Origin of the sequence: Hyphomonas sp. TMED31 (genome assembly GCF_002172815.1) — a bacterium.
In the GTDB taxonomy this organism is placed as follows: Bacteria; Pseudomonadota; Alphaproteobacteria; order Caulobacterales; family Hyphomonadaceae; genus Hyphomonas; species Hyphomonas atlantica.
In genome coordinates this window covers 1-7748 of record NZ_NHCK01000085.1, presented here as the reverse complement: position 1 = coordinate 7748, position 7748 = coordinate 1, and the positions used below count along the sequence as shown (strand labels likewise).

Here is a 7748-nt window from a genome sequence, read left to right as displayed (position 1 = left end):
TGTCCGTCGGTTCGTGTCCGTCAGTTCGTCATTGGGCGGAATAGCCCTCGCGCCAAGGCCAACACTGCGGTCGAGTTCGCTGCAATCACGTGCCCCCCAGAGCACCGTATCAGCATGGCCCGGCCTGAGACCAGAGCCCCAACGGCCCACCGTCGTGGCATCCACCCGAGCCGCAGCATTCAGTGTTTCCGCATCGAGCACATAGTTCGACTGCGTGCCCGACAATTGCTTCAGGGCGAGGCCGAAATCGGCAAGTTCCCCGGCTGAGGTGACCTCGCTGTGACTGGAGAGGATCCGGTCGACCAAAGTTGTGCCGGTGCGGGGCATCCCCACGATGAAGATCGGCGCAGCATCGGAAAAACCGCCAGCTCCCGGCTCATCCGCCGCGCGCTTTGCAGCCTCGAACACAGCCGCATCGAACGCCTCGTCATGGTGCAGGCCCGCCCATTTTACGGCCTTCGCGCGCGCTAGCCAGTGCATCGCATCTGCCGGACGGTTGAGGTCTTCATGCGCCTTGGCGAGTGCATGGCCGATGCGCAGGGCGTCATCGGCATCGTCCGCAATCGACGGGAAAACCTGCTCCAGCTGAGCGATCTCGTTCTGACTTTCTGTCTGTTTCGTGATCTGCACAATGGCTGCGCGCGCCCGCGTATCGGAAGGGTCCAGCGCAAGACATGTGCGGTAGGCATCGCGCGCTTCATCCATACGCCCGGCAAACTGTAGTGCCGCGCCATGATTGTAGTGATAGGCCGCCACATCCGACGCCGCATCCGTGGCACGCTGGTAAAAACCTAGGGACCGCGCGTGCAGGCCGGCCCGGCTGAAGACGACACCAAGCGTGTCCAGCGTGAACGCGTCATCCGGTTCCAGCTTCGCCGCCGCCTCAGCGCTTTGTACAGCTTCTTCCCGCTGGAGCAGGGCGATCTGGCACCGGGCCTTCTGCGCCAGAATGTCCGAACGGGGTGTCCCCACCGCCAGAGCCCGGTCAAACAGCTCAATCGCTTTTGAATGATTTGAATGGTCCGCCGAGAGAATGCCAAGCAGGTAAAAGGCGCGCGACTCTGCCGGGTCAGCCTGCAGCGCTTTCATGCACAATCCATGCGCCTCCCGGTATTCCTGTCTGGCCAGCATGGCGGCTGCCTCGTCTAGCAGGGCGCTTTGCGGTGAATTTGCCCAATTATTGGTCAGAGCTGTGCTCCTTTCATCCTGTTCTGCAGACGGGTGACGCACAGGCGTGCCAAAAATCTTACTCCTTGGGAACAATCGTGCTGCCGTATGGGACGGCGGCGTGAGGGAGGGGTCCCTCCGATGTCCTGCTCAGGAAGGTGAGGTAGGAACTTAAGGAGAATTTTATGTCGAAATCCAGCTTGTTAAGACAGACCAGCCTCGCCGTACTTGCGACGGGCCTGGTCATGGGCGCCAATGCCCAGGAAGACGCCTCAGGCGNCAGCGAACTGCGCGCGCAGACAATCACTGTAACGGCAACTCGCCGCGCCGAAAGCGTTCAGGACATTCCGTTGAACATTGCAGCGGTTGGCGGCGAACAGATCGAGGAGCAGGGCTTCGACGAACTGTCCGATATGCTGTCCTACGTGCCCGGTATCAACGTGGTGGATCGCGGGGGCCGTCAGGGCAACCCGTTGATCGTGCGCGGCCTGAATGCGGATGGCCTCGGCTCCGGCGATGGCAACAATGATGGCGGCGGCACGGTCGCAACCTATATTGGCGAAATTCCGTTGTTCGTGGACCTGAAGCTGAACGACATGCAGCGTGTCGAAGTTCTGCTTGGGCCACAGGGCACACTCTATGGTGCGGGTACGCTGGGCGGCGCGATTCGCTACATTCCGAACAAGCCGGATTTCGGCGGTGATCTTCTCGAAGTGCGCTCTGAAGTCTCGAAGTATTCCGAGGCCGCATCCCTCAGCTATGAGACTGGCCTTACCTTCAACAAGGCTCTGGCGCCAAACTTTGCCATCCGAGGTTCGATCGACTTTGAAGACGATTCCGGCTTCATCGATTATCCTTATATCGTTCAGGAAATCGGCGTGTCTGACCCGGATCCGGATTTTTCCGATCCGTCTGACGTGGCTGCGAATCTGCGCGGCGTCACCGACGCGAATGGTGAACGGACCGTGTCTGGGCGCCTTGCTGCGCGCTGGGAGCCGCTCGACTGGCTCGATGGTACGGCAACCTATTACTATCAGAAGTCGGACATTGATGGCCGCCAAGGCTCCAGCTGGCGCAANACGCTCNANACCGGCAAGTATGANCTGGCCAAGCGCGTCGAAGAGCCGAACGAGATCACGAACCAGCTGCTCGCGCTTGAGCTGACAGCTGATCTCGGCTTTGCGGAACTGACCTCTGCGACAGGTTATTCCCGCTTCGACGATGATGGCCAGCGCGACCAGACAGATCTGCTGATCTCTCTGGAATACAGCTATGAGTTGTTCCCGACCTTCACCTCCTTCACGCATGAGAAGGGCCGTGAAAACACCTTCAACCAGGAGGTCCGCCTCGTCTCGACGACGGAAAGCCGATTCAACTGGATCATTGGCGCGTTCTACAACAACTCAGACGTCACGTCGTATTCACAAGAATACACGCCGGGCTATGCGGACTATGTTGGTTTCGACCGTCCGGACGATCTGGAATACTATTCCCAGTTCTTCTCCGAGCTTGAGGAAATGGCTCTGTTCGGTGAAATCGGGTTTGAGATCACAGACAAGTGGACCGTCACGGTTGGCGGTCGCTACTATGAGTACGATCTTGAATCCTTCAGTGATGTGGATTTCCCCTTGTTTGACAGTGGCCCGGACTATCTGCAGCCGGTCGGCATCAATGATCTGGAAAACAGCCTGAAGTCTGACTTTGCGGCCGGCAGCCCCAACGGTACCGAACGCACCAGCCAGTCAGACGACGGAACACTTTTCAAGTTCAACACGTCTTATGAGTTCACTGACGATATTCTTGGCTATTTCACGGTCAGTGAAGGTTATCGTATCGGTAACTCAAACGGTATCGGCGTCTGCCCGGATTATGATCCGACAGACAACCAGCAGGGCGCCTGTGCGCTGTTGCCGGGACAGCAATTCGGGCCGGGTGCGGGCGATATCTCCACACGGGATGAGTCGCAGTACGGTCCTGACACCACAACCAATTATGAGCTTGGATTCAAATCAACACTCATGGATGGCCGGGTGACGCTGAACGGTGCCGTCTACTTCATCGAATGGTCCGATCCGCAGCTCACCTCCGCTACGATCAACGCATCCATTCCGATCACGGTGAACGCCGAAGGTGCGGAATCAAAAGGCTTCGAAGTCAGTGGAGCCTGGGCTGTAAACGAAAACCTGTCTGTCCGCGGCAGCTACAGTCACACTGAGGCCAAACTGACGGCTGATGCGCCGGGTCTTGTCGGTACCATTTCGCCTCCAGGCTTTGGCACAGTCCTTCTGGATGGCAGCGATGGCGACCGCCTTCCGGGCTCACCTGAAGACCAGCTGTCCGTTTTCGGTACCTATGTCATGCCGTTTGCAGATGGCGAACTTGCGTTCAATGCCGGCTACACATGGCAGGGCGACGTGCTCAGCCGGACCGGTGGACTCGGCGATGGCCTGACGCTGGATTCCTTTGGGCTGGCTAACGTATCCGCGGTGTATGACACGGGTGACTGGCAGGCGACCTTCTTCGTGAACAATCTGTTCGATGAGTTCTACGAAACCGGCGTCGTCGGCACGAATCTCTACAATCAGGTTCTGTCCGATGATCTCGGCGGTCCAGTCTATCAGCGTACCTACTACACGCACGTCGGCGCACCGCGCTCGATGGGTGTGCGTCTGAAATATACATTCGATTAGTCAGTCAAAAGACTTTTCAGCAAGTCAATCCCCGGGGTCGCCTGTCATGGGCGGCCCCTCCCTTTTTGGGGCATGGGATCAGCCCTCGTCCAGCAATTGGGTGAAGTCCACCACTTCGAACCCGTGTCCCGTTGCGCGCGCGAATACTTCCAGGTCGTCCCGCGCGATGGCCGTTGTGCCTGTATTGGTCAGCGGGTGGAAGTTCACCGGATCATGCGCCATCAGGGCCGCATCCACCAGAAAGCGCACGCGTCCTTCCCGGTCATTCATCAACGCGAACGCCGTAACGGATCCCGGTGTGACGCCCAGAACCTCTTCCATCAATTCCGGCGCGCCAAAGGAAAGCCGCCGCGTGCCGATCAGCCGGTGCAGCCGGTTCAGCTTCAACTGTGAGTGCGCCTCCGCTGCAATCAGGATGATGGTGCCATCCTTGTCGGTCAGGAACAGGTTCTTCGTATGCCCGCCCGGCATCGACGCTTTCAGGTCCCGGCCTTCCTCCACGGTGAAGACGGGCGCGTGCCAGTGCGTGGTGTGGGCAATGCCCAACTCATCCAGATAGGCGAACAGATCATCGGGGGTTGCAGTCATGGCGCCGTTTGGGCCAAGACTTGAGGCCTCGTCAAGCTTTGCCCCGGATACCGCTTCCATGCACCTCGACTGCTACAAGATCTATGATGTCGCGCCAGACCTTGTGCCCGCGCGCTCCAATCGCGACTGGATGGATGCGTTCACGGATCGCCATCCCTATCGCTGCCTGCCGCTGACCATGGCAAACGCCACGGGCTGGGAATTGCTGTGCCCGATGGACATCAAGATCAAGTGGAATGGCGGCAACCGGAATGAAGACATCCAGCTGCTGACCCGCGGGGATCCGAACGCCATCGCCAGCTTTGCCGATGCTCATTTCATGCGCGGAATCGTCACTTTCCATACAGGCCATCTGTTCCGCACGCCGCCCGGCTGGGGCGTCTGGGTCACCGGCCCGCCAAACTGGCCGAAGGATGGCATCTACCCGCTGACAGGCCTCGTTGAGACAGACTGGCTACCGTTTCCGTTCACGATGAACTGGCAGATGACCCGCCCTGGCGANGTGATCTTCGAAAAGGGCGAGCCCTTCGCCTTCATCACGCTGATGGAACACAAGAAGCTGGAAGAGATCGAGCCGGAGCGGAAATTGCTACGCTCGAATGAGGAGCTGGTGAAGGAATATGACGCGTGGCGCGACAGCCGCGCTGATTTCAATACGCGTCTCGCGGGTGGCGAGGAAAACGCCATGAAAGAACGCTGGCAGCGCCACTATATGCGCGGCGAAAAACCCACCGGCGACAAGGCCGACACCCACCAGACNAAACGCCGCCTGAAACCGCCGAGAGAGGTGTAGCGCGCTGAATATTCGCGCATGTGTCCGGATTTCCCGCCTCGCTGGCACATTCGCCTTGCTTGGCGCGGATATTGCTTTCGCGATAAGGTGTCCCGGTAGGCAGGAACAGATTTTATGACAAGGTATCCCGGCCTTTCGGTCATCATGGAATGGGAGAACGCCAAGCTCGCGGAGGCGGATCGCGCCGCAGACATGCTCGAATGTGTGTCCGGACAGATTGCGGCCCTGGCTGACCGGTTTGCGGACCCTGCCGAAATCCTGATCCTGCATGATCCAGAGGCCATTGATTCAAGCGCCCTGAAGCAATTCGTGGATTCGGCCTGGNATCCGGAGGCGCGCGCCGAGATCCGCATCGAAGCCGCCCACGATCTGGAATANTACGAGCAGAAGAATCTTGGCGCGACCCTCGCGACGCGGCCNTGGCTATGTTTCATCGACAGTGATGTCGTGCCNGAAGAGGGCTGGCTTGAAACGTTGCTGGAAGCTCGTCGCAGCAGCAATGCGGTCATTGTCGGCGGCCAGACCTATGTCGAACCTGTCAACCTGCTGGACCGGGCCTTCGCCCTGTTCTGGTTCTTCCCGCCGCGGTCGCCTGCGACAGAGGCTTTTGAAAGCGATCGCTTCTTTGCCAACAATTTCCTGATCGAGCGGGAAACCTTTCTCCGCGCACCGTTCCCGGACAGCGACCTGGTGCGGGGGCGCTGCTATGTGCTGGCCGACCAGTTGCGCAAGACAGGAGAACAGATCGAGATCTGTCCGGCCGCGCGCGTTTCCCATCCGCCGCCAAATGGCCTCGGCCACTTTCTGAAGCGTGCCGTCATTGATGGCCATGATGCCTGGTTGATGGACCAGACGCTCCGGCCGCAGTCTGATCCGCGTCCGTCTCTGTTCCCGCTGCGCAAGGCGAAGTGGAATCTCTCAGGTGCGTTCAGGCGCATCGACGAAGGGGCCGATGGTATGAAGCTCGGCGCGCGGGGGCGTCTCGTCGCCAAGGGGCTCGCGACCACCTATTATGGGCTTTCGATGATCGGGCACACTGTGTCCCCGATTGCGCCCTCGCTCGTTCGCCGGGCGTTCAGCGTCTAGCGACTGGCCTTCTCGTCAATCCCGCTGATGCCCTGCCGCTTTTCCAATGCGGCGGCCACATCATCGAGGCTCACACCGCGGGAGCGCAGCGCGACGAAAGCGTGGTAGAGTACATCTGCCGCCTCGCTGGCGACGTTCGCATCACTCTCGCGGCGCACCGCTTCGGCCAGCTCCATGCCTTCCTCATGCACCTTTTCCGCGCAGGATTCCGGCCCCTTGGCCAGCAGCTTAGCCGTCCAGGATTTTGAGGCATCACCTTCCTTCGCGCGCGCGTCGATTGTGCTGCCGAGATGAGCGAGGGCCGCAGCAAGGCGGTCAGAAGAGCCAAGATCCGTCATACCTCCGCCATAGCGCACTTACGCGACGTGAGGAAGCGCGGGCGCTTGACGCGGGGCCCCGCTGGCGCACTTTTACGAAAGGAAACGCCACCAGATCAGGAACAGAGTCATGAAAGACCGGGTCTCAATCACCATGCTGGACGATGGCATTGCCGATGTCCGCTTCATTCGCACCGACAAGATGAANGCCCTCGACCCCGCCATGTTTGACGGCATCAATGAGGCGATNGCCCAGTTGAAAGAGACNAAGGGCCTGCGCGTCGTGGTTGTCTCGGGGGAGGGGCGCGCCTTCTGCGCCGGGCTCGACCTGTCCAGCCTCGGCAGTGATTCCGGCAGCGATGGCGCCAAGAGCGTCACAGGCAGCAAGGCCAGCACGCTGGCCGAGCGCACGCATGGCATTGCCAATCGCGCCCAGCATGTGGCCTGGGGCTGGCGCGAAATTCCGGCGCCGGTCATCGCGGCGGCGCATGGCGTTGCCTTTGGCGGCGGCTTCCAGATCCTGTCCGGCGCCGACATTCGGTTCGTGCATCCCGATACACGCTGCGCCATCATGGAATTGAAATGGGGCCTCGTGCCGGACATGGCCGGCTTCCCACTCTGGCGCGGCAATGTCCGCGACGATGTGCTGCGTGAATTGACCTATACGAACCGCATCTTCAATGGCGCCGAGGCGAAGCATATGGGCTTTGCCACCCATGTCTCTGACACGCCGCTGGAGGACGCGATGGCGCTTGCCACGCAAATCGCGAACAAGAACCCCGATGCCATTCAGGCTTCGAAACGCATCTTCAACATGATGCAGGATGCAACGGATGCGGAATTGCTGCAGGCCGAATCAGACGAGCAGGACAAAATCATCCGTACACCAAACCAGATGGAGGCGGTGTTTGCAGAAATGCAAAAGCGCAAGCCGTCCTTTGCGGACTAGTCCTCTTCGCTGTTCGAGGACTCAAATGCAGCGAATGCTTCCTCACCGGTAAGTTTTGGCGTGTCGTTTGCCAATTCGTAAAAGTCTGGCTTCTGATCAATGAAGATCTGCTGGCTGATTTTCTTGAGCGGCACGTCCTGGAATAGCCCGGCTGACAG

At 59.6% G+C, this 7748-nt stretch carries 7 protein-coding genes; 4 read left to right on the top strand and 3 right to left on the bottom strand.

Annotated elements, in window-relative coordinates; translation table 11 throughout:
• The coding region (locus CBB91_RS12415) for a sulfotransferase (protein ID WP_273014283.1) at nucleotides 1-1131 on the bottom strand (1131 nt) is incomplete at its 3' end.
• Between the two features lie 221 nt (nucleotides 1132-1352).
• Here CBB91_RS12415 and CBB91_RS12410 point away from each other — a divergent pair.
• A complete protein-coding gene (locus CBB91_RS12410; RefSeq protein ID WP_273014282.1) occupies nucleotides 1353-3857 on the top strand; it encodes a TonB-dependent receptor in 2505 nt (834 codons plus the stop codon).
• Nucleotides 3858-3935: 78 nt separating this feature from the next.
• Here the strand turns inward: CBB91_RS12410 and CBB91_RS12405 are convergent, their stop codons facing one another.
• Complete coding sequence (locus tag CBB91_RS12405; protein WP_035549792.1) at nucleotides 3936-4445, bottom strand: prolyl-tRNA synthetase associated domain-containing protein; 510 nt, start codon at nucleotides 4443-4445, stop codon at nucleotides 3936-3938.
• 58 nt (nucleotides 4446-4503) lie between these two features.
• Between CBB91_RS12405 and CBB91_RS12400 the strand changes: the two genes are divergently transcribed.
• Nucleotides 4504-5238 carry a DUF6065 family protein gene (locus tag CBB91_RS12400; RefSeq protein ID WP_273014281.1) on the top strand — a complete coding sequence of 245 codons (735 nt, stop codon included), beginning with the start codon at nucleotides 4504-4506 and terminating at the stop codon, nucleotides 5236-5238.
• A 114-nt stretch (nucleotides 5239-5352) separates the two neighbouring features.
• On the top strand, nucleotides 5353-6324 hold the full coding sequence (locus CBB91_RS12395) for a glycosyltransferase (protein WP_273014280.1): 972 nt from the start codon (nucleotides 5353-5355) through the stop codon (nucleotides 6322-6324).
• Here the strand turns inward: CBB91_RS12395 and hisE are convergent.
• Entirely contained in the window at nucleotides 6321-6662 is a 342-nt protein-coding gene (hisE, locus tag CBB91_RS12390) for a phosphoribosyl-ATP diphosphatase (protein WP_051602538.1), read from the bottom strand. The two genes, CBB91_RS12395 and hisE, sit on opposite strands and share 4 nt — an antisense overlap.
• A gap of 109 nt (nucleotides 6663-6771) precedes the next feature.
• Between hisE and CBB91_RS12385 the strand changes: the two genes are divergently transcribed.
• Nucleotides 6772-7590: a crotonase/enoyl-CoA hydratase family protein gene (locus CBB91_RS12385; RefSeq protein WP_273014279.1), complete on the top strand. Its 819-nt coding sequence runs from the start codon at nucleotides 6772-6774 to the stop codon at nucleotides 7588-7590.
• Nucleotides 7591-7748 lie beyond the last annotated feature (158 nt).

Excerpts from the sequence above, each read along its gene's own strand:
- CBB91_RS12405 (WP_035549792.1), bottom strand. The coding sequence starts at position 4,445 with ATGACTGCAACCCCCGATGATCTGTTCGCCTATCTGGATGAGTTGGGC.
- hisE (WP_051602538.1), bottom strand. The coding sequence starts at position 6,662 with ATGACGGATCTTGGCTCTTCTGACCGCCTTGCTGCGGCCCTCGCTCAT.